29 protein-coding genes and 3 pseudogenes are annotated in these 25,919 nt (G+C 59.9%); 18 read left to right on the top strand and 14 right to left on the bottom strand.

Annotated features, from left to right (window positions below):
* Positions 1-14 precede the first annotated feature (14 nt).
* Positions 15-1,163, bottom strand: a complete 1,149-nt coding sequence (locus ACJYUO_RS20175) for an MBL fold metallo-hydrolase (protein WP_494347125.1) — start codon at positions 1,161-1,163, stop codon at positions 15-17.
* Positions 1,164-1,667: 504 nt separating this feature from the next.
* On the opposite strand from ACJYUO_RS20175, the gene ACJYUO_RS20170 reads away from it, so the two are divergent.
* Together ACJYUO_RS20170 and ACJYUO_RS20165 are read left to right on the top strand one after the other, a co-directional pair.
* Positions 1,668-2,117: a pyridoxamine 5'-phosphate oxidase family protein gene (locus ACJYUO_RS20170; RefSeq protein ID WP_494347124.1), complete on the top strand. Its 450-nt coding sequence runs from the start codon at positions 1,668-1,670 to the stop codon at positions 2,115-2,117.
* A gap of 83 nt (positions 2,118-2,200) precedes the next feature.
* Positions 2,201-2,665, top strand: a pseudogene (locus tag ACJYUO_RS20165) (zinc ribbon domain-containing protein); the annotation flags it as partial.
* 94 nt (positions 2,666-2,759) lie between these two features.
* On the opposite strand, the gene ACJYUO_RS20160 reads toward ACJYUO_RS20165, so the two are convergent.
* Positions 2,760-2,948, bottom strand: a complete 189-nt coding sequence (locus ACJYUO_RS20160; protein ID WP_494347123.1) for a hypothetical protein — start codon at positions 2,946-2,948, stop codon at positions 2,760-2,762.
* A gap of 191 nt (positions 2,949-3,139) precedes the next feature.
* Positions 3,140-3,940: an ABC transporter permease gene (locus tag ACJYUO_RS20155; RefSeq protein WP_494347167.1), complete on the bottom strand. Its 801-nt coding sequence runs from the start codon at positions 3,938-3,940 to the stop codon at positions 3,140-3,142.
* A gap of 164 nt (positions 3,941-4,104) precedes the next feature.
* On the opposite strand from ACJYUO_RS20155, the gene ACJYUO_RS20150 reads away from it, so the two are divergent.
* On the top strand, positions 4,105-5,274 hold the full coding sequence (locus ACJYUO_RS20150; protein WP_494347122.1) for a COG1361 S-layer family protein: 1,170 nt from the start codon (positions 4,105-4,107) through the stop codon (positions 5,272-5,274).
* Positions 5,275-5,301: 27 nt separating this feature from the next.
* On the opposite strand, the gene ACJYUO_RS20145 is transcribed toward ACJYUO_RS20150, so the two are convergent.
* Positions 5,302-6,243: an ABC transporter ATP-binding protein gene (locus tag ACJYUO_RS20145; RefSeq protein WP_494347121.1), complete on the bottom strand. Its 942-nt coding sequence runs from the start codon at positions 6,241-6,243 to the stop codon at positions 5,302-5,304.
* A gap of 159 nt (positions 6,244-6,402) precedes the next feature.
* Here ACJYUO_RS20145 and ACJYUO_RS20140 point away from each other — a divergent pair, with 159 nt between their 5' ends.
* Positions 6,403-7,065: an SOUL family heme-binding protein gene (locus ACJYUO_RS20140; protein WP_494347120.1), complete on the top strand. Its 663-nt coding sequence runs from the start codon at positions 6,403-6,405 to the stop codon at positions 7,063-7,065.
* Between the two features lie 457 nt (positions 7,066-7,522).
* Here ACJYUO_RS20140 and ACJYUO_RS20135 read toward each other — a convergent pair whose 3' ends face one another.
* The gene (locus ACJYUO_RS20135; protein WP_494347119.1) at positions 7,523-8,083 is read right to left on the bottom strand and encodes a DUF2703 domain-containing protein; all 561 of its coding nucleotides are present in this window, start codon (positions 8,081-8,083) and stop codon (positions 7,523-7,525) included.
* A gap of 134 nt (positions 8,084-8,217) precedes the next feature.
* Between ACJYUO_RS20135 and ACJYUO_RS20130 the strand changes: the two genes are divergently transcribed.
* Positions 8,218-8,628, top strand: a complete 411-nt coding sequence (locus tag ACJYUO_RS20130; protein WP_494347118.1) for a winged helix-turn-helix transcriptional regulator — start codon at positions 8,218-8,220, stop codon at positions 8,626-8,628.
* A 214-nt stretch (positions 8,629-8,842) separates the two neighbouring features.
* Here ACJYUO_RS20130 and ACJYUO_RS20125 read toward each other — a convergent pair.
* From ACJYUO_RS20125 to ACJYUO_RS20100, 6 genes and pseudogenes are all read right to left on the bottom strand, one after another.
* A pseudogene (locus ACJYUO_RS20125) lies at positions 8,843-9,663 on the bottom strand (IS5 family transposase).
* Between the two features lie 89 nt (positions 9,664-9,752).
* Positions 9,753-10,193, bottom strand: a complete 441-nt coding sequence (locus tag ACJYUO_RS20120) for a universal stress protein (protein ID WP_494347117.1) — start codon at positions 10,191-10,193, stop codon at positions 9,753-9,755.
* A gap of 53 nt (positions 10,194-10,246) precedes the next feature.
* Entirely contained in the window at positions 10,247-10,450 is a 204-nt protein-coding gene (locus ACJYUO_RS20115) for a dodecin family protein (protein WP_494347116.1), read from the bottom strand.
* Positions 10,451-10,566: 116 nt separating this feature from the next.
* Positions 10,567-10,986, bottom strand: a complete 420-nt coding sequence (locus ACJYUO_RS20110) for a universal stress protein (RefSeq protein ID WP_494347115.1) — start codon at positions 10,984-10,986, stop codon at positions 10,567-10,569.
* A gap of 66 nt (positions 10,987-11,052) precedes the next feature.
* Positions 11,053-11,463, bottom strand: a complete 411-nt coding sequence (locus tag ACJYUO_RS20105; RefSeq protein ID WP_494347114.1) for a universal stress protein — start codon at positions 11,461-11,463, stop codon at positions 11,053-11,055.
* Between the two features lie 72 nt (positions 11,464-11,535).
* Complete coding sequence (locus ACJYUO_RS20100; protein ID WP_494347113.1) at positions 11,536-12,003, bottom strand: hypothetical protein; 468 nt, start codon at positions 12,001-12,003, stop codon at positions 11,536-11,538.
* A gap of 189 nt (positions 12,004-12,192) precedes the next feature.
* Between ACJYUO_RS20100 and ACJYUO_RS20095 the strand changes: the two genes are divergently transcribed.
* The 6 genes from ACJYUO_RS20095 to ACJYUO_RS20070 all read left to right on the top strand — a co-directional run bounded on the left by ACJYUO_RS20095 (position 12,193) and on the right by ACJYUO_RS20070 (position 16,614).
* Complete coding sequence (locus tag ACJYUO_RS20095; RefSeq protein WP_494347112.1) at positions 12,193-12,654, top strand: DUF2267 domain-containing protein; 462 nt, start codon at positions 12,193-12,195, stop codon at positions 12,652-12,654.
* A 63-nt stretch (positions 12,655-12,717) separates the two neighbouring features.
* Complete coding sequence (locus ACJYUO_RS20090; RefSeq protein ID WP_494347111.1) at positions 12,718-13,602, top strand: universal stress protein; 885 nt, start codon at positions 12,718-12,720, stop codon at positions 13,600-13,602.
* A gap of 451 nt (positions 13,603-14,053) precedes the next feature.
* Positions 14,054-14,479: a universal stress protein gene (locus tag ACJYUO_RS20085; protein WP_494347110.1), complete on the top strand. Its 426-nt coding sequence runs from the start codon at positions 14,054-14,056 to the stop codon at positions 14,477-14,479.
* A 192-nt stretch (positions 14,480-14,671) separates the two neighbouring features.
* Entirely contained in the window at positions 14,672-15,121 is a 450-nt protein-coding gene (locus ACJYUO_RS20080; RefSeq protein WP_494347109.1) for a universal stress protein, read from the top strand.
* A gap of 489 nt (positions 15,122-15,610) precedes the next feature.
* Entirely contained in the window at positions 15,611-16,051 is a 441-nt protein-coding gene (locus ACJYUO_RS20075; protein ID WP_494347108.1) for a DUF302 domain-containing protein, read from the top strand.
* A 2-nt stretch (positions 16,052-16,053) separates the two neighbouring features.
* The gene (locus tag ACJYUO_RS20070) at positions 16,054-16,614 is read left to right on the top strand and encodes a class I SAM-dependent methyltransferase (RefSeq protein WP_494347107.1); all 561 of its coding nucleotides are present in this window, start codon (positions 16,054-16,056) and stop codon (positions 16,612-16,614) included.
* Between the two features lie 216 nt (positions 16,615-16,830).
* Here ACJYUO_RS20070 and ACJYUO_RS20065 read toward each other — a convergent pair whose 3' ends face one another.
* Positions 16,831-17,508 (bottom strand): IS6 family transposase, encoded by a 678-nt coding sequence (locus ACJYUO_RS20065; RefSeq protein WP_494347106.1) that lies wholly within the window; start codon positions 17,506-17,508, stop codon positions 16,831-16,833.
* A gap of 153 nt (positions 17,509-17,661) precedes the next feature.
* Between ACJYUO_RS20065 and ACJYUO_RS20060 the strand changes: the two genes are divergently transcribed.
* Positions 17,662-17,832: a hypothetical protein gene (locus ACJYUO_RS20060; protein WP_494347105.1), complete on the top strand. Its 171-nt coding sequence runs from the start codon at positions 17,662-17,664 to the stop codon at positions 17,830-17,832.
* 12 nt (positions 17,833-17,844) lie between these two features.
* Positions 17,845-18,169, top strand: a pseudogene (locus tag ACJYUO_RS20055) (aldehyde dehydrogenase family protein); the annotation flags it as partial.
* 55 nt (positions 18,170-18,224) lie between these two features.
* Here the strand turns inward: ACJYUO_RS20055 and ACJYUO_RS20050 are convergent.
* Both ACJYUO_RS20050 and ACJYUO_RS20045 read right to left on the bottom strand, forming a co-directional pair.
* Positions 18,225-19,001: an IclR family transcriptional regulator gene (locus ACJYUO_RS20050; RefSeq protein WP_494347104.1), complete on the bottom strand. Its 777-nt coding sequence runs from the start codon at positions 18,999-19,001 to the stop codon at positions 18,225-18,227.
* A 504-nt stretch (positions 19,002-19,505) separates the two neighbouring features.
* Complete coding sequence (locus ACJYUO_RS20045) at positions 19,506-21,041, bottom strand: aldehyde dehydrogenase family protein (protein ID WP_494347103.1); 1,536 nt, start codon at positions 21,039-21,041, stop codon at positions 19,506-19,508.
* 133 nt (positions 21,042-21,174) lie between these two features.
* On the opposite strand from ACJYUO_RS20045, the gene ACJYUO_RS20040 reads away from it, so the two are divergent.
* The 5 genes from ACJYUO_RS20040 to ACJYUO_RS20020 all read left to right on the top strand — a co-directional run bounded on the left by ACJYUO_RS20040 (position 21,175) and on the right by ACJYUO_RS20020 (position 25,404).
* On the top strand, positions 21,175-21,903 hold the full coding sequence (locus ACJYUO_RS20040; RefSeq protein WP_494347102.1) for a helix-turn-helix domain-containing protein: 729 nt from the start codon (positions 21,175-21,177) through the stop codon (positions 21,901-21,903).
* A gap of 88 nt (positions 21,904-21,991) precedes the next feature.
* Positions 21,992-22,831: a proline dehydrogenase family protein gene (locus ACJYUO_RS20035; protein ID WP_494347101.1), complete on the top strand. Its 840-nt coding sequence runs from the start codon at positions 21,992-21,994 to the stop codon at positions 22,829-22,831.
* A 236-nt stretch (positions 22,832-23,067) separates the two neighbouring features.
* Entirely contained in the window at positions 23,068-23,214 is a 147-nt protein-coding gene (locus ACJYUO_RS20030) for a hypothetical protein (RefSeq protein ID WP_273737065.1), read from the top strand.
* Positions 23,204-24,892 (top strand): sodium/proline symporter, encoded by a 1,689-nt coding sequence (locus ACJYUO_RS20025; RefSeq protein ID WP_494347100.1) that lies wholly within the window; start codon positions 23,204-23,206, stop codon positions 24,890-24,892. Before ACJYUO_RS20030 ends, ACJYUO_RS20025 begins: the two co-directional genes overlap by 11 nt.
* Positions 24,892-25,404 carry a hypothetical protein gene (locus tag ACJYUO_RS20020; protein ID WP_494347099.1) on the top strand — a complete coding sequence of 171 codons (513 nt, stop codon included), beginning with the start codon at positions 24,892-24,894 and terminating at the stop codon, positions 25,402-25,404. Before ACJYUO_RS20025 ends, ACJYUO_RS20020 begins: the two co-directional genes overlap by 1 nt.
* Positions 25,405-25,919 lie beyond the last annotated feature (515 nt).

Below are 25,919 nucleotides of genomic sequence, written 5' to 3'. Positions count from 1 at the left end.
CTCTCGTCGGCAAGTCAGGCGGCGCAGTTGTTCGGGCCGAGCTCGAGTTCCACCGCTTCGGACTCGTCTTTGGGCGATTCCGAGCCCGTGTTGATTTCGATCACGCGCTCGTAGTGCGGCGGTTTCTCGGGTGCGTTCTCGACTAATCGGTTTACGAACTCGTCTTTGTCCAGTTCGAGCAGGTCGAGTTCGGCACGAAGTTCGCTCAATCGAGCGCTGATCAGTTCACCCGGTGAGCCGATCTCGTATCGATTGTCTTCCGTGACTGAGACGTGTCCCGGGAGAATCCGCGTCTCGTCCGGGGCTTCGAGAATAGTCTCGTGAAGCGATTCGAATAGCAGTTCAGCGCCCCTCGCCGCGTCCTCGTCACCGAATTGTAGCTCTGTTCGTCCGACTGATCCGATAAACAGCGTATCGCCGGTTAGCAGCGTCTCGCCGTCGACGAAGTAGTTGACCATCTCGGTTGTGTGCCCCGGCGTGTGCAGCGTTTCGACCTCGATCTCACCGAGCTCGATCGTTTCGCCGTCGGCGAGTGGTTCGTAGTCGTACTCGACGCCACGTTCGCTCGCGTGTTCGCCAAGCGAGTAGGGAACGTCCAGCTCATCCGCTAGTTTCGGTACACCCGAGATGTGATCGGCGTGGACGTGGGTGTCGGGGACGCGATCGATCGTGAGCCCGGCCTCTCCGGCGACGATCTTGAACTGATCCGTTTGTCTGGTGGGATCGACGACAACTGCCGATCCGGCGCGTTTCGATCCGACGACGTAGCCGAGACAGCCCTTCGCTCGTCGCTGCAGCTGACGGACGATGAGGTCGTCGTTTTCGGTCTCGACGGGAACGACTTCATAAACCGTGCTCCAGTCCTCCATACCGCCTTTTACGACGGACACGTCGTCGTAGCCGTGTTGCTCGAGTTCGAAGCTGAACGGCGTCGACGTAAGCCCCTTCCCGCAGATCGCGACGAGCGGGTCACCAGTTCTGGCTTTTTCGATCCGCTCGAGTTGCTCGTTCCCGAACTCGTCGCCCGGGCCGAACGGGATGTTCTGGGTCCCGTGGATTCGCCACCCCTCGTAACTTTCCTCGGGACGCGTATCGACGAGTGTGAACGACTCGTCCGAATCGATCATCTCTGCGAGCCGGTCGGGAGTAATCTGCTCCACCATTGGAATTCCCTTACAATACTACTAGTGTATTTCAGTAGATAGTTCTCACCCCTGCATGATCACCCTTGTCTGACGGCCAACCAATATAACTTAAATATTATATATGCATTATATACTCAGACAGCATACACGAGTGGTGGACAGAAGACATGTATCGAGGTGAAGCCGAGTCTCACTCTGCAGTCGAGAGAGAAGAGGGCCGTAGGGACGAGTGACTGAGTGATCTGCAACCATCAGCGTCTAAATATATATTAAGAAGGTAGCCCCGACGTATCACAACAGATTCATCAGCGCGACCATCGGTCACTGTCGCAGGTGCGTTCGTCAAAACGTACCAATATTCAGACCAGATTTGAGTCAGTAATGGACATTCCGTGAGTGCACTGGGCTTGCCTCGAGGGGAGTTCCTGAAGCGACTGTGCGAAACCAGTACCATTCTCGTTACACTGAACGTACGGTTCGCTGTAACTGGGTACTTTCTATCTCTGCGTCGTGTAGGACGATATGCAGGGATTGCGCTGGGTTCAAATGAGTGAGGAAGAGATAAACGAATTCCTCGGCCAAGGCGGAACGGGCACCATTTCGTTTTCTACGGGCCAGGATGAACCGCCGGTTTCGATACCTGTTTCGTACGGATACAGTGCGGACGTGACGCGCTTCTACTATCGACTCTCCTTCCCCCAGGACAGCAGGAAAGAAGAACTCGTAGATCGGCCGGTCTCTTTCGTTACCCACGACGAAACTGACGGCGGATGGCGAAGTGTCGTCGTCACAGGGCGGCTATCGGACACGTCCGATGCACCGTACGAGTCCGCCGAAATACAGGGGATGTGGTCCATCGAAATCCCACTCGTCGACATTTTCGATCGACCACCGAAAGAAACGACGTTCCGGTATTTCAGCCTCGAGCCCACGACGATGACGGGTCGGAAAGAAGCGAGAACTGACTCGTAGCGCCGACGTGCGACGTGGAGAACGGAGCCGAACTGAGGACTGGAACGAATCGACGCCACTGGCGCTGAACGCTGGGCGGTCGAATTATTCAACGCTGTGTCGAAGAGAGCGTGGCGGAGATAGCAGTTGGAGACCTCAGCGACATCCGCGAAGACGAGAACGGCGACTCGCGGAATTGGGGTGAGTCGGGGAACAAGAAATTGCACGGATGGGAATTCGACAGATTTGCCCGTCTGCTCGAGTACAAGGCGGATGAATACGGTATTCTCGTTGACCGCGTAGACGAGGAAAACACCAGCAAGACGTGTTCGTGCTGCGGGCAGATTCGAGATGCGAACCGCGTGGAGCGTGGGCTGTACGTCTGCAAGTCCTGTGAAACGACGATGAACGCGGACGTGAACGGTGCAGTGAACATCCGGCGAAAGATAACTCAGAGTCCCCCGACAGGGGATATGAGTAACGGCTGGTTGGCACAGCCCGGAGTCTTCCTGTTCGACCGCGAGAGCGGGTCGTTCAAAACGAGAGAACAGGAGGACTGCAAACCCTAATATCCCAACGCTGAGCGAACCGGCGGTTCGCGACGTACGCGAATCTTCGATTCGCTTGACTCGGGATTCCTCCGCCTTCAGGCGGAGGAGGATGTCAATCCCAGAACGAAGCGTTCCCCAAGCAGTAGAGAAACGCCACCCATCCGACGAAGAGTCCGGCGAGTATCACGAGGAAGTCTGCTAACTTCGTTCCGAAAACGAAATCGTATCCGATACCGATCGTCAAGAGAACTAACGCTATGCCGATCAAAACGTGACACCAGCGCTCTGCCTGCGGGTCCATATACTGCTCTGCCACGTACGAACACAAATAACGATCCACCAACACGAACACTATTGGAGAACGAATGAGGTTCAATAGTCTCGAAGCGGGGTTGCTGCCGTTTCGCGGTATTCGTCGCGACACTCTCGAGCGAGGCGGGGTCGCGTCGAGGTGACGAAGGGGATGAGACGCCATCGACGGATCGCCGTGAGTCAACCGGAGAGGTCGCGTCGTTCGAAGTATTCACTGCTGACGACGACGAGGACGACAACGGCGATCAGAAGGGCGGAGAGATCTGACCACGAAATTTCGCCACCGACGAGAATCGCGCCGGGGTCGAAATATCTGGAGAACGCGACGTCTCCCAGCCACTCGTAGTCGGTATCGAACGTAAACGTATCGAGCAAGAACAGACCGAAGACCGATCCGGCACCGACGGTTTGTGCACGGCGGACGGAGTCGAACGCGACGGACGCCAGGAGTCCGATACCAGCGCAGGCGAGCAGATAGACGATCGAATACGCGTGTACGGTGAACAGGTGAATGACATCGATCGACTCGTCGACGAATTCCACGCCGAGAACGACTGTGAGGAACGTGATCGCGTTCACGACGACGACGCCCGGGACGAGCGACAGAAACTTGCCAACTACGACTCGGGTTCGCGTCACCGGTAACGATAGCGTCAGTCCCACCGTCCCGCGCTCGACCTCCCCTGCGACCGTCGAGGCCGCAGCGTACGCGTAGTAGACCGCGAGCAGTAACACCCATCCGAACTGGTAGAGTTGAGAGACCAGGTAGCCCTCGATCGTGGTCAACGTCGTCACGTTTCCGACAAACGCTCGCGTCGCTTCGGGCGGCAGCGACTCGAGATAGGCATCGAGATCGGCGCCCGTTTCCTGAATCGATGGAAAGAGTGCGACGGTGAGGGCGATCAGCGCGACCATCGCACCGGCGAGTAACAGAGAGCCGCGAAGTCGGCGATCGGCTTCGAACGATGTGAGCTCAAGCATCGGATATTGGACCGTCATCCACTTCCGACGGTGAACATCGACTTATAAGTGAGCCGTCGCTCTTCGAGGTAACAGTCAATTGTCCCGATATCGAATCAGTAATACCCTGTTCTGTCGTGGAACGGGCGAGGTAATTTATCGCCGTTCATCCATTTCGGGTGGACATGAATGAGCGGGACGGGGAACCGAATCGGAAACGGTGGCGAACGGCAATTGCGGTAAGTTCCCTGTTGCTCGTCGGATTGCTGTCGACTGGCACCGCCGCGGCGATGGCGACGTTCGGCCCCCAAGCAATACCACAGCAGAATGGGGCATCACAAAACGACACGAATACGACCGACTTGGCCGCAGAACCGATTGACGGCGACCGCAATCGTTCGACCACGGCAGCCCAAAACGAGGCCGCGGCACAATTGTCCGCGGAGAACAACACGTCCGAACCGACGCTAGCCGAGCCGCCAGTGACGGACCCGCAGATAATACAGGGGCCCGAAGGAAACGTCACTGTCGCCGTCGCAGAGAACCAATCGGTCCGTGCTGGCGACGCGACGTCGATCACGCTCGAGGTGACGAACGACGGCGACCGACAGGCGACTGACATCGTCGTAACGGTGCGAGCAGCGGACGGGACCCTGACGCTCGGCCCATCCGCAGCGCCGCAGACGACGCAATCGATCGCCGTCGCCGATCTCTGGGCCGGCGACACTGAGACTGCCGATGTCGAAGTCGCGGCCGCACGGGTTGAGTCGGGAACGTATCCGCTATTTGCCGGCGTCCAGTACCGCATCGATACAGAATCACCCGATGACGAGGACGTCCTCGACGAAACCGACGAGACGAACGACGATGAGGTGGTCGAGAGCGTCCGGACCGGTGGACCAACGGTCCTCGAGGTCGCGGTCGACGGGCCCCAGTCTCTGGACGTGACTCCCATAGACGACGAAGTGCCCGTCGACGGGGAGGGGATCTACGAGGTCCAAATAGCGAACGAGGGCGGCGAATCGGTGACTGGCGTCGTTGCCGCTGTCGAGGTCGCACCGCCGCTGTCGAGCGAATCGCCGACGGCGTATGTCGGAACGCTCGAGCCGGGCGACTCGAAAACGGCCCGGTTCGCTCTCGAATCCTCCACGGAGGCAATCGAGACGACCACCAGCGTCATGATCACGCTCGCGTACGACACCGGCACCGGCGACCGCACGAGCACGGAACCGGCTCCGGTCCCTGTCGCGATCGTCGACGCCGACGAGGAGTCTGACGTCGACTCCGTCGCTCCATTCGTTGGCGTCGCACTCGTGTTCGCACTCACGGCGATTTGGTGGCTCCGGAGGCGCTGAGCGGATGAGGGTCCCGTTTCGTTCGGATCACGATGCGTTGTTTCCGCTGCTCGCTGCGGAATCGAGTTCTCCGTCGTCGGCATCTCCATAAAAGTGCATAAACACGTCCTCGATGGACGCCTCGCGAACCTCCAGCTCGAGGACGGTGTATTCGTCGAGGCAGTCGATCAAGGCGTCGAACTCCCGTGCAAGAACGAGCCTGTACTCACCGTCCTGCCGGTCGACGCGTACGACTCCCGTGAACTCGAGTGCGGCCGGGGGCGGTTTCTCGGCCAGTCGAACGGTGGCGATGGTGCCGCCTTCGGCGAGGATGTTCTCGACAGTGTCGAGTTCGATTAACCGCCCGTTTCTGATGATTCCGACGCGATCGCAGACACGTCGAACCTCGCTCAGAATGTGCGATGAGAAGAAGCTCGTCCGGCCCGCTTCCTGTCGTTCCTCAAGCAGTTCGTAGAATTCGTTCTGGACGAGCGGATCCAATCCTGATGTCGGTTCGTCCATGACCGCCAGTTCGGGTTCGTGCATGAACGCCACGACGATGGCGAGTTTTTGCCTGTTGCCGCTCGAATACGCTTTCACGTTCCGGTCCAGGGGAACGGGAAAGCGATCGAGGAGTTCCGCGCGGCGTTCGTCGCCGCGTAGCCGACCGAAGTGATCGAGGATGTCCGCGCCCGTCACGCGGTCGTAGAAGCTGACGTCGCTCGGGAGATAGCCAAGGTGTCGTTTCGCCTCGCGCAGCTCGTTCCGGTCTGTTACGTCGTGTCCCAGCAGAGACGCTGTTCCCGTAGTGGGTTTCAACAGTCCGAGGAGGACGCGAATCGCCGTCGACTTACCCGCGCCGTTCGGTCCGAGAAAGCCGAAGCTTTCGCCTCGATTGACGGTGAACGTGAGGTCTTCGACGCCCCGAACGTCACCGTAATACTTCGTCAGGGAATCGAGTTCGATCGGGTTCGGGCTATCGCTGACCACCCGTCGAATGACGATGCCTCGGTCCTTATACGTATCAGGCGATTCGTCGCCGTTCGCCGTCATTACGCGGTGGCACTCGACACGATTGGACGAGCAGCGAGTGAGGGAAAACACCGAAGGACCCTACGGGATTATTGCTTGGGACAGCGTACGGTTCGTATGCGATCGGCACGACAGACACTACTCGGAATCGGTGGACTGCTCGTCTTGTGGGTCGGGTGGGGCGCGTACGTCAGCCGAACGACCGAACGCGTTCCGTCGGAGACGCTGAATCGATTCGACGGCGTCGAAATCCGTCGCTATCCGCGGACGACCCTCGTCGAAACGACAGGACCGGACGCGAGAACGGCGTTCGGACGCCTGTTTCGCTACATCTCGGGTGCGAACGCACATCGCGAAGACGTGGCGATGACCGCACCGGTTGCGGTCCAGGGGGCGTCGATTCCCATGACCTCGCCCGTGCGAACGGGATCGGATAGCGGCGACGTGAGGATGGCCTTCTACCTCCCGTCAACGTACACGTCGGGAACCGCTCCGACACCGACCGACTCCGACGTTCGACTCGTCGCCGAACCGCCGCGGACGGTCGCAGTTCGCCGGTTCTCGTGGTACGCGACGGACGAACGCGTCGCTCGAGAACGGACCCGACTGCTCGAGTCGCTCTCGCGACGGGGCATAGAGACGCGCGGCGAACCGACGTTGCTCCAGTACAACGATCCGTGGACGCCGCCGTTCATGCGAACGAACGAGGTCGAAGTCGTTCTGGAAGACGTTCCGGATCACCTCCACAGCGACCGCGGGCGGACGGTGGCAGAGAGATAGTACGGTTGTCGGCCGGTCGCGGACAGTCAGAGAGTTCCCGTAGATACCGTTGCGGATCAGACGGGAGCATCTACGTGGACTCGTTTGTTACTGGGCGTTCTCTTTTCGCCGCCGCTCGAGAAATGCGACCGATTGACTGTCCCAGAGCCGACGGGTTCGTTGCCGAACTCGAGGCCGAAGCCCGCCTTAGCCAGTCGAATCGACGGACGATTCGACCAGTAGGACACGCTCGAGCTCTGTCGCCTTTTCAAGCAGTAACTGACTGGATGGCTTTGTTGAAACCCTCTTCTTCATATATATTCTCCTCCGAAACAACTGTTCGCTAAAGACTTCGAACTGACTGGGAGCGTCCAACCTCACTGATTCCCGAAGAAAACCGTGCCGACCTCGGTGATTGCTCAACTCTTCTACATGCCAGTCGAGAATAAGTCAAAAAACGTTTAACAAGAATCGTAGCTTAGCAACCACACTCACAGTCCGATTCGTCGCTGCCCGCCCCTTCGAAAAAGTCCCGGACGTTTGACGAAAGCTGATAGGCTTGGCTCTCTCGTGATTCACTAGGCTGCATCCCATTCGGTGCAATAGCTTGCACTAACGACTCGACAAGGAGTCCGACAGGCGCTGTCGAGTGTTCCTCACCGCGGTACTGCCAGAGGCGACAATCGATGTCACCGTCACACTCACAGAGATCTCCACACGATTCGCAGGTGTTTTCAATATAGTCTGGCTGGATGTCCCGGCCATCGATGCGGATCGTTGGTGACACGGCGAGTTGCGTCGCTTCGGTTGCCTCCAGCGTCGAGATGTGAATGTCTCTGACGGTTATGCCGACATCCAGCACATCAAGAATCGGTTCGATCCGTTTAAGCGCCATTTCGAGTGCATCTTCAGTTCCCATACATCGGTCGCAGGATTCGTTGTCCAGATAGAGGAAATCGACTGTAACCGTCCTCCGTGTGTACTCCTCGGTTGCTGGCTGAATAATCGATACCGTCTTGCTGTCTGTGGGGTCGTCCATCGCATTTCACCATACGGGTTGATGGCTCTTATACTGTTCAGTAATTAGACATAAACGTGGTTAGCGTATTGAAACCGCCCGGAGTGAGGAGAGATACCGAACGTATATTTCGCTATAGCGGCTGGTCTTACGTAATGAGCGAGAGCGAGCAGTGGCAGGCAAAATGGCACGGGTTACAGGACATTCTCGGGCCAAAGTGGACTCTGCACATCCTTCGTCTCCTGTCAGAAGGGCCCCAGGGGTTCAACGGTATTCAGCGCGAGCTCGATGGCTTGACCGCACCGATGCTATCTCAGCGGCTCAAAGAGCTTCGATGTCACGGTCTCGTTGAGCGGATGGTAGCAGATACGACCCCTCCTACTACGACGTACTCACTGACCGAGCAGGGAACTGAAATTGCTACTCAGCTTCGAGAATTGGAACCGCTCGTCGAGTTACACGATTATGGAGATGGTCCCGAAACCAATGGCTGTTCGCCCACCGCTCAGGAGTGTCGCGACGAGGCACTCACAACCGGATGCGTAACGGCTGTTGATCAATGTTGAATCCGACGTGAGAGGCGTACTTTTTCTAGCGACAGGGGCTCTCAGCGAGTCTCACAGGAAACGATCTCCGGGTGAACGCCGGAACGAGAACTGGAATCTAATAGAGGCCGGAATTCCATGAATCACTGGTACCGAGAGCGAACAGGGCGGAGCACGGTTCGGATTTACTGGGTCGAACGGGTGGATCGATGAATATGCGTCCTGCCTTGACCACTCAGAGACATCGGTCAATGTTATGACTGAGACAAGCGATAGTGAGTTCACGGAACTGCTTCCACCATCGTCAGGAGCGAACGAACGCACCGTACTTCCGCTTGAGCGTTGAGTTGACCGTCTCTGATTGACTCCGTTGTCTGTAGAGATCAGCGTCCAAGCGTGCGTTCCATGCCTGGTGAAGTGACGTGAATTCACGATGCTTGATCAGTGGACGAACCTCGTGTTGGCGGACGAGTCGTCTGATTTTCTGATCATCGTACCCTTTGTCACCGAGAACGATGTCAATACTCTCGGGATTGCGCTTAATCAATGACGGGGCGATTTGGCTATCGTGTTTTCGTGTAGTCATCACGTGTAAATCGAGAATCGCGTTCACCTTCGCATCGACCAATAGCGTCACTTTGAACTGCTGAATCGTGAGGTCAGCTCGTTTTGTGTAGTGTTTCGAGGCGTGACTGCGGTCAAATCCTGACGCATCAACACCAACGATTCCGTTTGTCGGAAGTATCGTCGCTGAGAGTATCAATAAGACACGCCATACGGCCATGTCAAGTCGATTGAACGCCTTACAGAGCGTTGATGGCGTAGGATGTTCAGCTAATCCAGAGTTCGACGGATGCGTGGCATCTCGATCAATTCGTCCAGTAGGCCACGGTAAGTCGTGTTCTTCCGAACTTTGAGACACAGCAGAACAACGTTCTGAGGGAGTGTATAGCGGTGTTTAGAGAATTTCGAGGAATATCGAGAGACCGCTCGCCGTGCCATATTGATCGCCTTCTCAGTAAAACGGAGAATCTGCGACTTCGGGAGGGCCTTCATCTCGTGGGATTACAGGACGAACATGTATCTATCTGAGGATTTCAACGGAGCCGACTGGATCTGTTCCATACGATCGACTGGCTACACCGTTATCGAACGATTGTGACTGGTATCGGTGCTCGCCGCGTGACGGTTTCGGCCACGCTTCCGAGCAAAATCCGGACGACGCCGGACCGACCGTGGCTGCCCATCACGATGTGGTCGACATCGTTCTCCTCGGCGTAGTCGAGTATCGTTCGCGCGGGCGGCCCCGTCTCGACCGCGGTTTCGAGGACGGTTGTCTCGAGAATCCCTGCGTCATCGGCTCGGTCGCGCGCCCGCTTGCCGAGTTCTTCGCCGTATTCGACGGCCCGTTCGTGGGTTTGTGCGTCGTAGTAGCCGCCGCCTCCGTAGTCACTGTACACTCCTTCCATCGGATCGACAACGTGTACCGTCCTGACCGTCTCCCCTTCGTAATTCGAGATCGCGTAGTCGAATGCGGCCCACGATTGCGGTGAGCCGTCGAGCGGGACGAGTACGTGCGTTCCCATACCGGGGACACGTCGCGAGCACACAAGAAACCCGTTCGGAACGAGCGTGACGTTCAGTACTCGACCGGAAACGCGATTTCAGTCGTCGCTTTGTACTCGACGATCTCACCGTCTTCGACGTTTGCCGTCCAGTTCTCGACGTTGACACCGGAGATGTCGTCGACCGTCTGGCTCGCCTCACGAAACGCCTCGTGGGCTGCGTCTTCCCAGGACTCTTCTGACGTTCCCATCACGCGGATTACTTTGACTGCCGTCATGGCAATCGTCGTACCACAGTCTCCGTTATAATCCCCACTCACGCCGATCCTGACGTTCGCATCCCACGAGGTATCGGGGATGTCGGTGACTCCCCTGGCGGGGATCGCTCCGCCACTTACGCGGTCAGCACCGGTCGATCCGCTGTGCGGACGACGCGTTCGGCGACGCTGCCGATCTTGCCGGCTCGCGCGTGGCTCTGCCCCTGATAGCCGATCACGACGAGATCGGCATCGAGTTCGTCAGCGGTCTCGAGGATCTCCTCCCAGGGCCGACCGTGACAGATATCCCACGTACACTCGATACCGGCGTTGTCCGCCCGGTCGTCTAATTCCGTGAGCATCGCTTGACCCTGCTCCTCGAGTTGGTTGAGAACGATTGCAGTACTGCTCAACGCGGGCTCTCCGTACCGGTGCGTCTCGACGCAGTATAGTGCGTGCACGCGAGCGCCGTACCGATCTGCGAGTGCGAGAGCGTGTTCAACGGCGCGGTTCGCGGGATCGCTTCCGTCGGTGGGAACGAGTATCGTATCGTACATCGAATCACTCGGAGCCACACCGGTTCGGGGCATATATCTTTCATCGCGAATGGTGACATGCTCCGATCAGGCCGTGATTACCGGCCGTCCAGCGCTCCGAACGACCCGTTCGGCAATGCTGCCGAGCTGTTCGTCGGGGCCGGAACCGAGTCCTCGATTGCCGAGAACGACGAGATTGGCCTCGATAGCCGTCGCATAGGAGTCGATCTCCTCGTCCGGACGTCCGCTTCGCATTTCGGCCGTCACCTCGACGTCCGATCGCGCGGCGACATCTTCGAGAATTTCTTCGCCGCGGTCCTCGAGTTCTTCGAGCACACCACCGGCCTCGGACAGCACCGCCTGTCCGTACCGTGTCGTGTCGACGACGTAGATAACATAGAGGTCGGCGTCGAACGACGAGGCGAGATCAGTCGCGTGTTCGACCGCACGATTTGCGGCGTCGCTTCCGTCCGTCGCGACGAGGATCGTGTCGTACATAGTCGTACTGCTCTCACACCCGGACCGACCATATACCTTACAGACATCAATAATTCAACATCTGGGGCGATACTAGTCCCGAGACCGTTCGGGAACGGATCCCGGTGATTCTGCGACGACCCACCAGTGAACGTCGTCCGATGGATGATCGCGTTCGACGTGTTCACGCAGAAGCGTGCCCGTTTCGTAGTCGTTCCCGCAGATATTACATCGATAGTGATACTGCAATGGTGAGGGGAGTTGCTCGGGGCGTTCGTTCGAGTAGTTACGAGGTGGATGCGTATCATCGGTCACCCCGTCTCTCGAGAGACCGCGCCTGATTCGAAGCGCCAGTCGGTCGAAGTGGTGGAACTGCGGATGATCCACGACGAGTTCCGAAAGGACGGCAAACGGGATCGCGATCAGTACGACGATACCGATCACGTCGGGCGTGACCGTTGCATCCGTTGCGATTACGACGGCGAGAACGTCCTCGGTGACGCCGAAAACGATGCCGATAACGAAAAACTCGAGCAACCGCGTGAGCCGTTGGGCGTTCATACGCCGGTATACGCTCCGGAACCGTGTGATACTTTGTCACTCTCGGGCGCGTCCCTCGGTGGAGTTGGTGTGGTGGCAGTACGTTTCGGGTTCGCTTACGCGCCGGACTCCGGAAATAATCAGAACGACAACCTGTGTACTCAACAAAAGGGGTTTATATCACTGCGAGGTGTGCAATCTCCGAGTCCCATGAATTTCGACGAATTCACCGGTGAAGTTCAACATCGCCTCGAGCTTCCCGGAACTGGTGAAACCGTCCGTGCGATCAGAGCGACTCTCGTGACGCTTGGCCAGCGGATTCCGGACGGCGCAGCCGAGGATCTCGCGGCCTCGCTCCCGATGGAGATCCGCTGGTACATGACCGGTGCCGTCGACGAGCACGGCCAACGCTTCGACTGGCGGGAGTTCGTCTCGCGAGTGTGCGAAATCGAGGGAAACGACCCGTCCGAGGCTGCGTATCACGCCCGTGTCATCGTCGATCTCGTTCGGACGCAGGTTCCGCAGTCGGATTTTCGGCAGCTCCGTGATCAGCTCCCCGAAGACCAAGGGGACGAGAACTGGGGGAAGCTATTCGAAGTCACCGACGCAGGCGGCTGGGGTGACGCCGAAGAGGCGCAGACGGGCGGTGGACCACAACCCGAGAACGGGTGATCCTGGGGAACTGACCGACGAGGTTGGCGAAGAAAGAAGACAGTGGCAGTCGGAGATCGGCACATGTACGACCGAATTTTGATCGCCGTCGACGGAAGCGACGAGGCCAAGCGGGCGGCGGAACGCGGCCTCGAGTTCGCCCGCGTCTTCGACGCGACCGTCGACGTCTTGCACGTCGTCGAGCGAAAAGCGCTCCGGCTCGCGACATCCGCCGACGAAAAGACGCGACTTCGAGAACGCGGTGAGACCGTTCTCGAAGAAATCGAGGAATTCGCGGCCGGTATCGATCAACCCGTAACGGCGGAACTGACCGAGGGAAAGCCCACAACCCGGATTTCTGAATACGCAACTGAACGGGACGCGGACCTGATCGTCGTCGGAAGGCAAGGACTGACAGGGGTCGGGAAGCGACTCCTCGGCGGCGTCACGGAACGGCTTCTCCACCGAAGCGATGTCCCCGTCTTTGTCGTTCCGAACGGTGCCTCGGACGCGACGACCGACTACTCCGACCTGCTCGTTGCAACGGACGGGAGTAACATCGCCGCAAACGCGGCCGGACACGGTGCCGCGGTCGCACAGCGGTACGGATCGTCAGTCCATGTTTTGAACGTCGTCGATCTGCAAGCCGTAGGCGGCGCTTTTAACGCGGGTGGCCTCGAGCGTGAATTCGTCGAGCGACTCGAGGCGGACGGCAAAGCGATCGTCAAGGACGTAGTGACGGAAATCGAGGACGAGATCGCCAACGTCACGACTGCTGTCGTTCGGACGGCGTCGTTCGACGGTGTCGCCGCTGGCATCCGCGAGTACGTCGACGATGAGGATATCGACCTCGTCGTGATGGGTGCGCGCGGTCAGTCGAACCTCGGTCGTCACGTCCTCGGTAGCGTCACCTCGACTCTCCTCCGAACGGTCGACGTCCCTGTACTGGTCGTAGCGCGGTCGCCGTAGTGGGCGATCAGTGTGTCCGCTCATCGCAGTTCGTGCTGTCGAGCGAGACCGTGGCGAGGCTGGACACGTCGATCACGGGTTGGCTGCATCGCCACTGGGGTACGAACTACACGCTTTGGTGTTCACGACGTACAGCACGTGCAGTTCGGTATGGCACCGTTTGGGGCCATCGGTAGCGTGTTCGATCGCTCGACTGACTCCGGGGTTCAGTCGGTCGGGAGCAACAGTTTCCCGACGGAGATATACTCGAGGTGGTTTGCGAACGTGTGGAGGAATGTAACGACAGTCTCATCGAAACTGTCACGATGGGACCCACAGCCGAACGGGATGGACTGTCACGCCCTCGGAAGCGTGGCGGAAACCGTCATCCAGAACGCCGAGGTGCCGGTGGTTTGTGCTCTTCCTCGAACACGGTCACGGTATTATATCGATGTGTCCCGTGCAGCGTCGTATGAGTACCCGACTCCTCGTTCCGTATGACGGTTCAGAACCGGCAAGAGAGGCGCTCGAGTACGCCTTCGAGACGTTCCCGGACGCAGACCTCGTTGCCCTGTACGTTGTCCCGGTTCCGGACGGCTATTGGCCGGCGTTCCAGGATCCCGAAGATCGGGTTCCCGCTGTCGACCGGGCCCGGGATAACGGGCGCGATATCCTCGACGAGGTGGCCGAACTCGCTGCGGACCGCGGCCGCGATCTCGATACCGAAATCGCTACCGGAAAGCCCGACCACGAGATCGTCGATCTGGCGGAGAAAGAGGCGTACGATACGATCGTCATCGGGAGCCACGGCCGTGAGGGGATTTCGCGTATCCTGCTCGGAAGTGTCGCGGAAAACGTCGTCCGCCGGTCGCCGATTCCCGTCATCGTCGTCCGGTAGCGTCGACGCCGATTCGAGACGGAAGTTGAGCCGATCGCGCCTAGCGGTCGATGTTGTGGGTGCAAAGCGGTGACAAGCAGGCTGTAGAAACGGTGTTGTGGATCATCGTGATCCGTTGTGGTTGAGCCCGGCGCGTTTCTATATCGGGGGTTGCCGGATAGTATTTTGCGACTCCACGAGGTACGTAGTTCGATGCCCCAGCAACTACTGGTTCCCGTTGACGGATCACCACTGTCTAAACGAGCGCTGGAATACGCGTTCGAAGAGTCCGACGATACGTCCGTCGTCGCACTCCACATACTCGATCCCATGGATCCCGGGTACAGTTCTCCGACCGATGTCGACATCAGAAACGAACCGCCCCACGGTTCCGACGAGTGGTACGAGCGGGCGAACGAAGAGGAGGCGAAAATCTTCGATGACGCACGCGAATTGGCGAGCAAATACGGCAGGGAGTTCGATACCGAAACCGCAACCGGCGAGCCCGCGCGCGAGATCGTCGACTACGCCGAGGCGAACGAGATCGACCACATCGTCATCGGCAGTCATGGACGGATAGAGACGACACGACTGATGCTCGGCAGCGTCGCCGAGATGGTCGTCCACCGGTCACCCGTCTCCGTCACCGTCGTCCGCGACTGAACCGATCGGTCGTCGCCCGCCGGGTGACGTGTCCGGGGAAGTCGTGTTATATTCCTGCTCGTGGAAGGACACCGATCCGATGCTCTCGTTTCCCGTCCTCTACGGCACCGGTGAGGGACAGACGGAAACCGTCGCCGGCCGCATCGCCGACGCACTCGACGAACGCGGTCACGACGGCGATCAACCTCAAGGAGCTCCCGGCAGGGTTCGACCTCGACGAGTTCGATGCGTCCTCATCGTCACGGACTGAGACGAAGTCGAAGCGTTTGCCGCTGACGTGGCCGCATTTGTCGAAGGACGGCTTGGCATCGCGCGACCGGGTGCTAACGGAGGGACAGAACTCGAGTGAGCGGTTTGTACGACGCGCTCCTCGAGAGTTCATTCCGCGCTCCGAGAAACCGGACAGGATCACCCACGTGAGAGAGTGCTCGACGGACGCCGGAGACGGAAGCCGAAAGTGATTTCGCTGTACTCCCAATACTATACACGATGACGTTGCCTATCGACCCCGCCCAACTCGATCCGGATGATATCGGTGCGAAACAGACGACCCTCGAGATGGATCACGAGGACGCGATCGAACACGTCCGCGAGGTGTTCACCGACGCAGGATTCGGCGTCCCCGTCGAGTTCTCTCCGTCGGAACTGCTGAACGAAACAGTGAATGCCGACCGCGATCCCTATTACGTCCTCGGCGCGTGTAACCCGGCGGTCGCCGACCGAGCGCTCGATGCTACCGGCGGAAAACTCGGGGCGTTGTTCCCGTGTAACGTCGTCGTCTGGGAAGAAGAACCCGGTCGACAGCGCGTCTACCACGTCTCGATCATGCGGATCGCGCGGCTCGTCGGTATGGCACCGGACGACGATGAGATGGCAGCGATCGTGGAGGAGACGGGCGATCTCGTCGATACTGCCTTCGAGGAACTGTAACCATGGGATACCACACCTTCGACGCGTCGCGGGCCGACAAGTTAGAGGAGGCCGAGACACGCTATCGCTTCCTCTCGTCCGAGGAACTAGTGTGGGCGCTCTCGCTCTCGTCGGACGACACTGTCGCCGACCTCGGCAGCGGGACGGGCTTTTTCACCGACGATGTCGCTCCCCACGCCGGCACGGTCCACGCAGTCGATGTCCAGGAGGAGATGCACGAATACTACCGGGAGAAAGGGGTCCCGGAGAACGTCGACCTCGTGACCAGTGATGTGAGCGACCTGCCGTTCGACGACGACGGCATCGACGCCGCGTTCTCGACGATGACCTACCACGAGTTCGCGAGCGACGAGGCGCTCGCGGAAATTCGGCGAATCCTCGCGCCCGGCGGCCGATTCGTCGTCGTCGACTGGGCGTCGACCGGTACCGGTGCGGACGGTCCCCCGGTCGACGAGCGATACAGCGCCGACGAGACGGCGGACGCCCTCCGTGACGCCGGGTTCACAATCGATCACGAGGCCGTCCGACCGGAGACCTTCCTGCTGATAGCGACGCTCGAGTGACGGTCACACAGCCCGCTCGAGAGCAGTTTTCGGCTCCGAGACCGCGTTTCTCCGACGCGAACGAACGTATCGTGCACTGATATGCCCGTCATTTTTCACAGTGGTCGTGGGTAATTTTGTGATGGACATGAACGACTAAACTGCTCGCTCGAATCAGCCGCCGATCCGGAGTAACGTATTGTAATTATATGGTATGTGGGAGGACTATGGCACTGTCTAGTTTAGCATCTCCGCTGGCGGTTGTTTGTCGAGTGACTGGTGCGGTCGCTGCGTGTTATAATAGTGTACAAACTGTTCAAGCCACTCCCTGACGCTCGCCCGACTGCCCACCCACGAGTTGTGGAAGCGGTCGATCCGCATTTTGAGTGTGTGAAACCACTTTTCGATGTGGTTTCGATCGACGTAATCCAGGTGACTGCTCAATCCTAACCGAGAGAGGGCAGTCAGATAGCCGTAGCCATCAACGAGAAACTCAGCCTCGGAGAGATCGTGTTTCTCGGTGAGTCCATGCAGAAACGCAGCAGCTGGATCGGTGCCTCGTCGCCCAAAGAGCGCGACGTCGAGAATGAGTTTCGTGTCGAGATCTATTGCAGCATACAGCCAAGATCGGTCGCCGTTAATCCTGACAGCGGTTTCATCAACCGCGACCCGCGACGGCTGCGCCGTCGGCGGGTCTGGGATGCTGTCAGCCAGCCGATGTACCCATTGCCAGATTGCTTGATGAGACCGTTTAATGCCGACTGAGCGAAGAATCGCTTGTGTCTCTCGAAGCGAACAACCGGTCGCGTGGAGCCGGACGGCGAACGCCCTGACGGGCGTCGCCGTCCGCTCACGCTCCCAACATTCATCAAATTCCGCCGCGTAGCTCTCGCTGAGCAGGTCTGAGAGCATCATTCCAAGCCAACTCTACGACCTGCTCACTCCTCAAACTGCGCTAACTAGTGTTGCTTCCAGATTCAATCGATAAGTACAGGACTGCTCTCGTCTGCTGGTTTTGATGCATCTATTCACGGCTGAAGAACCACTAGACGGTGCCGGTGGATAAAATTGAACGGCACCCTCGAAACCGCAAACGCAGGTATCGACCCGATCGATCGGAAAACGCGAGAAATCGTGACCCAAATGGTCATCGAAGAAGTCACTGTACGCTTCGTTGGACGACTCGTGATCGTCGATGTCGTCGCGGAAGACGGGCGTCTTCAGTACGTGGTCCACTGATATCCCCTCGGACTTGAGGACAGGTGGGACGTAGAGCCCACCGTCTTTACCGACGTGACACCTGACATGCGGATCGCGAGGGAGGCAATCTTCGGACCGGTCAAACGGGTGTTCTCGTTCAGCGAGTATGACGAGGTAATCGAGATGGCCAACGACATCGAGTACGGACCGATTCTGCCGGACGTCCTACGGTGGCGTAAAGCAATCGGGCGTAGGGCGGGACTTAGGCGAGGAGGCTCTCGATCACTACCGACAGACGAAGACCGTCTACAGGCGGAGCAGGCCGAGTGCCTCGGGGCTTGACCCCGAGGCGGTTCACTGGTTCGCACTGAGATGATACTCCGTACCGTTCCCTAGTGAACAGATTACACACATACGTATGTAAGACAGACTCAGAAGAGGTCCGCCTCGAGCGCGTCGATCTCGTCGCGCAGTAGTTGTGCAATCTCTTCGGTCGTCGACTCGTCGACGGCCATGCGATAGGCCGGGCCGCCGATGGAGAACGCGCCGATCACGTCGCCGTCGGGGCTCGTTACCGATGCGCCGATGGATCGGTAGCCGTCGATCAGTTCCTCGTCGTTCGTCGCGTACCCGCGGTCGCGGATCGCCTCGAGTTCGTCGAAGAGGGCCGATTCCGCAGTGATAGTGTGCTCAGTCGTGGCAGGAAGCCCCCATCGGTCGACGATCTCTCGAACGCGCGATTCGGGCATCGAGGCCAGCATGGCTTTTCCCGAGGCGCAGTTGTGCATGTGAAAGCGGTTGCCCGCCCGAAACGGACTCGATTCCGGCAGTCCCCCGCGAGAGGACTCGCCGATCGCGTACTCGAGGGAATAAGCGCGGCCGTTCTCTTCGACGATGAAGTCGGCTTCGTTGCCCGTCTGTTCGGCGAGGGCATAGACGCGCCGTCGGGCCGTCGCGTACAACGGATTGCGGGTGCGCGCGTGCTCGCTGAACGGGAGGAATTGGAGTCCGATGTGGTAGGTATCGCCGTCGCGGACGAGGAATCCCTCGTCGACCAGCGTGTGGAGGTGATTGTGGACGGTGCTCTTTGCCATCTCGAGACGATCCGCCAGTTCGCTCAGCGTCGCGCCGTCGCTGTCGTGGACCGCGCGAACGAGCGCGATCGAGGCTTTCGTGGTCTTGACCGGGCGAGGGCCGTCGTCCGTCATGGTTCGAGTCCTCGCCGTACCCACGCATAAGCGTTCGGAATGTGTGAACGGGCTCGGACGGGTCGTGATGACGGGCGTCGGTTAGAGGTTCGTTTCACAGGCCCGGGAATATTACTGATCTGTTTCTGTTATATTTTACACTACTGGCCGTATACTGACGATATTTCTGTCCGTCTATCACTAGTGATCGATCGCGCCGTCCTTCGGCCGACCCCCTGTTCGGAATGTGTGAATCAGCCACGTCGTTCGATAGTTGCATCGGTTACCAGTAGTGTGTCGTACGGTAACGGACCGCTCTTCGTACGGTTCGTTCACGTATTCGGAACGCCGATCAGGCGGTCGCTCCCGCGATCGGCCGACGACGACCGGTCCGACAGGCGGTTCAGCGTCGATCGGATCGTCGCCGATCGGCGTTAATCGGCACCGCAGCGGTCGGTTCGTCCGCACCGCTGACACCACTCGCCGGAGACGCGGACTTCTCGCCCGCAGAGGGGACAGGTCGTCTCAGTCATCGTCTGTCGTGATATCAGCGGACAGCCCCTGGGCCATTTCGATGTCGTTCGAGTTATTCAGCGTCCACGCGGTCCGCTCGGTGACGGCCTCGATCACTTCGCGGCCGCTCGGGTAGCCGTTGCCGGACTTCTTGACGCCGCCGAACGGCAGGTGAACTTCCGCCCCGATACACGGCAGGTTGCCGTACGCGAGTCCGACCTCGGCGTTGTCGCGGTAGTAGTTGACCTCGCGGTAATCCTCGGAAATGATCGCACCAGCGAGTCCGTACTCGGTGTCGTTGTGGATCTCGACGGCGTCTTCGATGTCGCCCGAGTACTCCATGAGCGCGACGTGGGGTCCGAAGACCTCCTCCTGCGTACAGCGGAGATTCGCCTCGTGGTCGGCTTCGTAGACGAACGGACCAACCCAGTGGCCGTCCTCGTGGCCCTCTGGAATCTCGTCTGCGGCCAGTTCGTCGCGGTCAACGAGAACGTTGACGTCCTCGCTACGAGCGAGTCCGTTGTACTCGAGGACCTTCTCCTTGTGCTCGCCCTCGACGAGCGGGCCCATGAAGGTGTCCTCAGCGAGCGGGTCGTCGACGGCGACGTTCGCGGCGATGTCGACGAATCGCTCCTTGAACTCGTCGTAGACGTTCTCGTGGACGATCAGGCGTTCGGCGGAGACACAGCGCTGGCCGGTCGTCTTGAACGAACTCATCACGGCCGAGTGGACGGCCGTGTCGAGGTCGGCTTCGTCGGTGACGACGACGGCGTTCTTGCCGCCCATCTCGCAGGCCGCGAGCTTGCCGGGCTGTTCGGCGACGGTTTGGCCGACTTGCTGGCCGACCTCCGCCGAGCCAGTAAAGAGGACGGTGTCGACGCGCGAGTCCTCGACGATGGCTTCGCCGGCGTCGCCAAAGCCCTGAACCATGTTGAAGACGCCGTCCGGAATGCCGCTTGCCTCGAACATTTCGGCGACGATCTGGGCACACCACGGCGTCTGCTCGGCGGGCTTCCAGACGACGGTGTTGCCCTCGACCAGCGAGACGGCCATGTGCCAGAACGGGATCGCGACCGGGAAGTTCCACGGCGTGATACAGCCGATGACGCCGCGGGGTTTGCGCCGCATGTACGCGTCCTTGCTCCCGATTTCGGACGGAACGACGTCCCCGTGTGGGTGACGGGCGTTCCCGGCCGCCCACTCGACCATGTGTGCGGCCTCGACGACATCGGCTCGCCCTTCGGAGATTTCCTTCCCACACTCCTTGGTGACGATTTCGCCGAGTTCGTCCGTCCGGTCACGGAGTTCCTGATAGATGTCCCAGAGGTACTCCGCGCGGTCGATATGGGACAGTTCCTCCCACTCGTCTTGGACGCGTTCTGCAGACTCGAGGGCCGCGTCGACGTCGGCCTCGGTTCCGCGGTGGAAGGTCCGTAGCGTGTCACCGGTTGCTGGGTTCTCGCTCTCGAACGTCTCGTCGCCCTCGCCGTCGGTCCACTCGCCGTTGATGTAGTGACGGTTTGGCTGGGCTGTCGTCTGCTGGCTCATACCGTATGAGTCACGGATTGGCAGGGAATAACCACCGCCTCCCATGGTCGGGACCGACTCGAGCGGGGACCACGGTATTCGTATTCAGTATGTTTATGTTGCTCACACCGAAACGGACGAACAGAACCGACACATGAGCAGCACGAGTTCTACAGCGACGACGACGGGGACAGACGGCACGCGACTCGCGCTCGAGATTTGGCATCCCGACTGCTGGGGGTTACAGGCGACCGAGGCAGTCGACGCCGGACTGCTCGTCCATACCGTCCACCGAACCGTCGAGGAAACGGTCAAGGGCCACTTCACCGTCTACGCGGACACGACGGCGCAACTCGACGAGTTCGTCGAATTCGCAAACGAGTCACCGCTGACACACTCGACGGTCGAACTCGGCCAGCGCCCGACCAGCGGGGCACCGGATCCCGGGAACGCGACCCGCGAACTCTTCGTCGAGTACGAGCCGGAACACAGTATCAGTGACACGCTCGTCTCCCACGGCTTCATTCACGACGCGTCGGTGCGCGTCGAACGCGGACTCGAGCACTGGCCGGTCTTCGTCGCCGACGGTCGCCCCGAGATTCAGAGCCGACTCGAGAGCATCCGAGCCGAGACCGATGCCGAGATCTCGATCAGCAAGATCGCCTCGCCGGCGGGCGACTCGTCGGGAACGCCGGACCGGCTCGATCGGCTGACGCCCCGCCAACGGGATGCGTTCGAACTCGCCTGCGAGCACAACTACTACGCGTGGCCGCGCGAGATTGACACGCGCGAACTCGCGGACGAACTCGGCGTGTCGAAGACGACGCTGCTCGAGCACCTCCGGAAAGCCGAAGCGAAACTGCTCAACCCGGACGAATCCTGATCGACTACCCGTAATTGATTCTCGGTGCTTCCGACTGAATCTTTTGGTCGGGTATCGATTTAGGGGGATTGCGTGCCACCGACACGGTATGATCCCCCCGATCGCGAGCCGATTCGTCGCCGGAACGACCGTGTCCGGCACGCTGGATCACGTCTCCGACTGTAACGAGTCGGGGATGGGTGGCATCGTCAATCTCCTCGGCGAACACTATCACGACCGCGAGCCCGCGGACGCGGACGCAGACGAGTACTGCCGTCTCGTTTCCGAACTGGCTTCTCGCGGCCTGAACGGGTCCGTCTCGGTCAAACCGTCCCAGATCGGGATCGACGTCGGCCCCGAGGTCTTCACGGAGAACTTCGAACGGATCGTCGACGTCGCAGCCGACGAAGACGTCTTCGTCTGGTGTGATATGGAAGACCACACGACGACTGACACGACCTTAGACGCCGTCGAATCGACGGCCCGGGACCATCCCCACGGCGTCGGCGTCGCCATTCAGGCGAACCTCAAACGCACGGGTGACGACCTGCGTCGCCTCGCCGACGTTCCCGCGGCGGTCCGACTGGTTAAGGGTGCCTACGACGAACCGTCCTCAGTCGCCTACGAGAAGAAAGAAGCCGTCAACGAGGCGTATATCGAGCATCTCGAGTTCCTGTTCCGAGAGTTCGATCAGGGAATCGCAGTCGGAAGCCACGACCTGGAGATGCTCGAGACTGCGATCGACCTTCACAAGGAACACGACACTCCCTTCGAGATCCAGATGCTCATGGGCGTTCGCGAGGACGCCCAGCGCGACCTCGCCACGAAGGGCTACGAGGTCAATCAGTACATCCCCTACGGCGACAAGTGGATGCAGTACTTCTACCGTCGGATCCGCGAGCGAAAGGAAAACGCCTTGTTCGCGCTTCGGGCCGTCGTCGGCGTCTGACTGACCCGGTTTCGCTCCATTGCGCGCGAGACGCGTTCGCCGGTTCCGACTCGAGACACGCTTCCCGAGAGCTGCCCGACTCGACGGAAGCATCTCGTGGTGGCCCGCGATCGACCGCTCGAAACGATCTCACTGCGGGACGACAGCAACAGCACTCTCCTCGAGACGACTAATTCACCATTAAAAAAAGGGGCAAATTCGGTACGTTTATGTGTGGGTGGTAAGCACACACCTGTATGCCTGAGAGTGGTTCGGTCGAATTGGTCTGGTTATTCGGACCGTTCGCCGTGTACCTAGTCATGCTGGGCGTATACTACGTCTGGGAGGGGAAACGGGAGGAACAACTGCGCCAACGCTACGAGGAGGCAGAGCATGGTCAGTGAGGGACTGGCCGGCTCGGCTGGCGTCTGGGTGCTTGGGACCTTCGGGGTGTATTTGCTCGTCCTCCTCGGAATCGGGCTGTACTCCTCGCAACTCATGGACTCCGTCGACGACTACGTCATCGGCGGGCGCAGCATCGGCCCGGTCGTCACCGGGTTCTCCGAACGCGCCTCCGAGATGAGCGGCTGGCTCACGCTCGGTGTCCCGAGCGACGCGTTTGGGACCGGTGTGATGGCGTTTTACAACGGGCTCGGGATGATCCCAGCCGACCTGTTCGCCTGGGCAGGGCTCGCAAAGCGCCTCCGGAAGTATACGGAGATCGTGAAAGCGGTCACGTTACCGACCTTCTTCGAGACGCGGCTGCAGGACGACACCGGCTACGTCAAAGGCGTCTCCGCGTTCGTCCTGATGATCTTTGAGGGCGGCTACGTGGGCGCACAGATCGTCGCCGCCGGGACGCTACTGGAGGTCCTCACCGGCGTCTCGTCGGTGGTCGGGATCCTCGTGGGCGGCGTCATCGTCGTCGGCTACACCATGCTCGGCGGCTACTTCGCCGTCGCGTGGTCGGACTACGTGCAGGGCGCGATCATCTTAGCCGCGTTCATCATCCTGCCAGTTATCGCGTTTACCAACTACGGGCTCCCGTTCGGCGAACTCGCGTCCGTCGGGAGTTCCTACACCAGCGTCACGGCCGGCATGACCGGCTGGGCGGCCATCTTCGGCATCATCAGCTACGCGGCCATCGGGCTCGGTATCCCCGGAAACCCGCACGTGATGGTCCGGTTCATGGGGATCGACGAGGTCAAGAACATCCGTCTCGCTGCCCTCGTCGCCCAGCTGTTCATGTTCATCGCCTACCTCGGGGCCGGCTTCGTCGGGCTGTACGCACTGGTCGTCTTCGGCCAGAGCGGCATCGAGGACCCGAACAACGTCATGCCGCTGCTCACCCTCGAGTTCTTCCCCGGTGCGATCGCGGGGATCATCCTGGCGGCCGCACTCGCCGCGATGATGTCCAGTGCCGACTCGCAACTGCTCGTCGCGACAAGCGCCATCGTCGAGGACGTCTACCACGGCTACGTTAATCCGGAAGCGAGTCAGGACACGCTGGTTCGGTACTCCCAGTACGTCACGCTCGCGCTCGGTGCAGCGAGCGTCGCCTTCGCCTTCCTCGCACAGAACACGCCCATCTACACGCTCGTCCTCGACTACGCGTGGGGCGGTCTCGGAGCGGCCATCGGGCCGACGCTCATCGCCGCACTGTGGTGGAAACGCGTCACTGCGACGGGCTCCGTCGCGAGTATGATCGTCGGCACGACGACGATGATCCTGTGGACCCAGCTCTCGACCGTCCTCGAACTGCTCGGACTCATGGGTGCGATCGACGGCTCGCCGTTCCTCACGGGGCTGGTCGGTGTCTACGGGCTCTTCCCCGCGTTCATCCTCTCGACGACGACGCTTATCGTCGTCTCGCTGTTGACGAAGCCACCGGAGGGCGTCGACGATCACTTCAAGTCGTTCAACAAGCCGCTCTCGGCGCTCTCGAGCAGCGACGATCCAACCGGGACGCCCGAGTACGTGACCGACGGCGGTCGCGACGTCGATCCGAAGGCCGTGACGGAAACGGACACCATTCGCGCCCACGTCGAAGAGAGCAAGTATTGGGACTCGGGTGAAGAATAATGAGCGAAACGCGTCGACAGCAGGCCGAGACAGCCGACATCACGGGGCAGACCCGAGAGCGTACGAACCTGACCGTCATCGAGCCGACGGTCGCACGCGAGGACGTCGACTCGACCGGCCGCGTCGGCGCGGTCGCGTATCCGTACCGCGTCTACGACGCGGTCGTGACGGTCAACCGGCCGCTAATCGCGGACCGGGACCTCGAGTACGTCGTCAGCGTCGACCGCGCTCGACGACTCGCCGTGCGGGCCGACGTGGTCCCCGAGACCGTCTCGAGAACCGTCGATGACGTCCTCGTCGTTCCGTCCGAACTCACCGACGAGCAGGTCCACGAGAAAGCCGAGAACGCGCTATTCAAGTGGACGCTCCGGAAGATCGCCGTGGGTTCCGCGCCGGACGTCCAATTCGAGCAGTCGGTCGACGCCCACAAACTGTTCTGGATCGCGTCCCGGCCCGACGGCGACGTGATCGTCGACAGCGTTCGCGGTACCGAGTCGCCGTTGGACGGCTGAGAGCGCTCGGACGCCACCGAACGCTTTCGGCGCGATCGAAACCGCCGGCCAAATCTTCGCTGTCGCCGGGGGAAGCACCGACCGCCGACTCCAGATACCTGCTTCGATCAGTTATCAGTGAGTGACTTTCTCGAGTCGATTACATATCTACGTCTCACGAAACAGTAGTTACCAGTTTCCGATAGTGGTTATTTTCCAGAAAGGTATCGATCGAGGTGGTGCGGTCGATGATTCCGGATCACGACAGGAACGCAAATCATCGTCTGGAGGCGGACCCCAGACAGATGCTCCGACTGACGAGTAGCACGCAGTGATCCGCTACGCTCCTGACCGCTGGTAGCCACACATCGCTGCCAGTCGAAAGAGCAACTACTCGCCGTCTATACTCCCGATTCGGCGTCGTTGTGGTTTTGTCTGATGGTACCACGGTCACGGAATCACGAACCGTTGAACCGATGTCTTTCTCGTCGGTCCCGTTCCGGAATCTACCGCTGTGGGTCGTCGACACCAGTTTC

The organism is Natrinema sp. CRL1 (assembly GCF_059162405.1).
This window is presented reverse-complemented; position numbering and strand designations above follow the sequence as displayed.